Here is a 397-nt window from a genome sequence, read left to right as displayed (position 1 = left end):
GAATATCCGCGATACTTATAGCTTTTTACGCGTTAAAGAAATTGATAGCCTCGCTATTGCCAACGCTATTCAGAACTACCAGAAGGCTTGGAACAACTATCGCAAGATTGGGCATGGAATTCCGACTTTTCACAAAAAACGCAGCGACTGGTCATACCAAACCAACTGTCAATATCCTAAGCAAAAAGAAGCTTTTCTTGATAACGGGACGGCTAGGTTTATTGATGCTAAATATATTAAATTGCCTAAGCTAGGAATTGTCCGCATTGCCGGCTTTAGAAAGCTAATCAAAGAGCGTCTGGTTAATCATATTCCAACTCGTATTGGAACAGTGACGATAAAAAAGACCGCTGATGACCAATTCTACCTGTCTATGCAGTTAGGCAGCGATACTGCT

Annotated in this window: 1 pseudogene; it reads left to right on the top strand. The window is 41.1% G+C overall.

Going from position 1 to position 397, the window contains the following annotated elements:
* A pseudogene (locus JEM49_RS06770) lies at window positions 1-397 on the top strand (RNA-guided endonuclease InsQ/TnpB family protein); the annotation flags it as partial.

It is taken from the genome of Lactobacillus sp. A27, from assembly GCF_016742815.1.
Classification (GTDB): domain Bacteria; phylum Bacillota; class Bacilli; order Lactobacillales; family Lactobacillaceae; genus Lactobacillus; species Lactobacillus gallinarum.
Note: the sequence above shows the minus strand (reverse complement) of the source record. Positions and strands in the feature narration are given on the sequence as shown.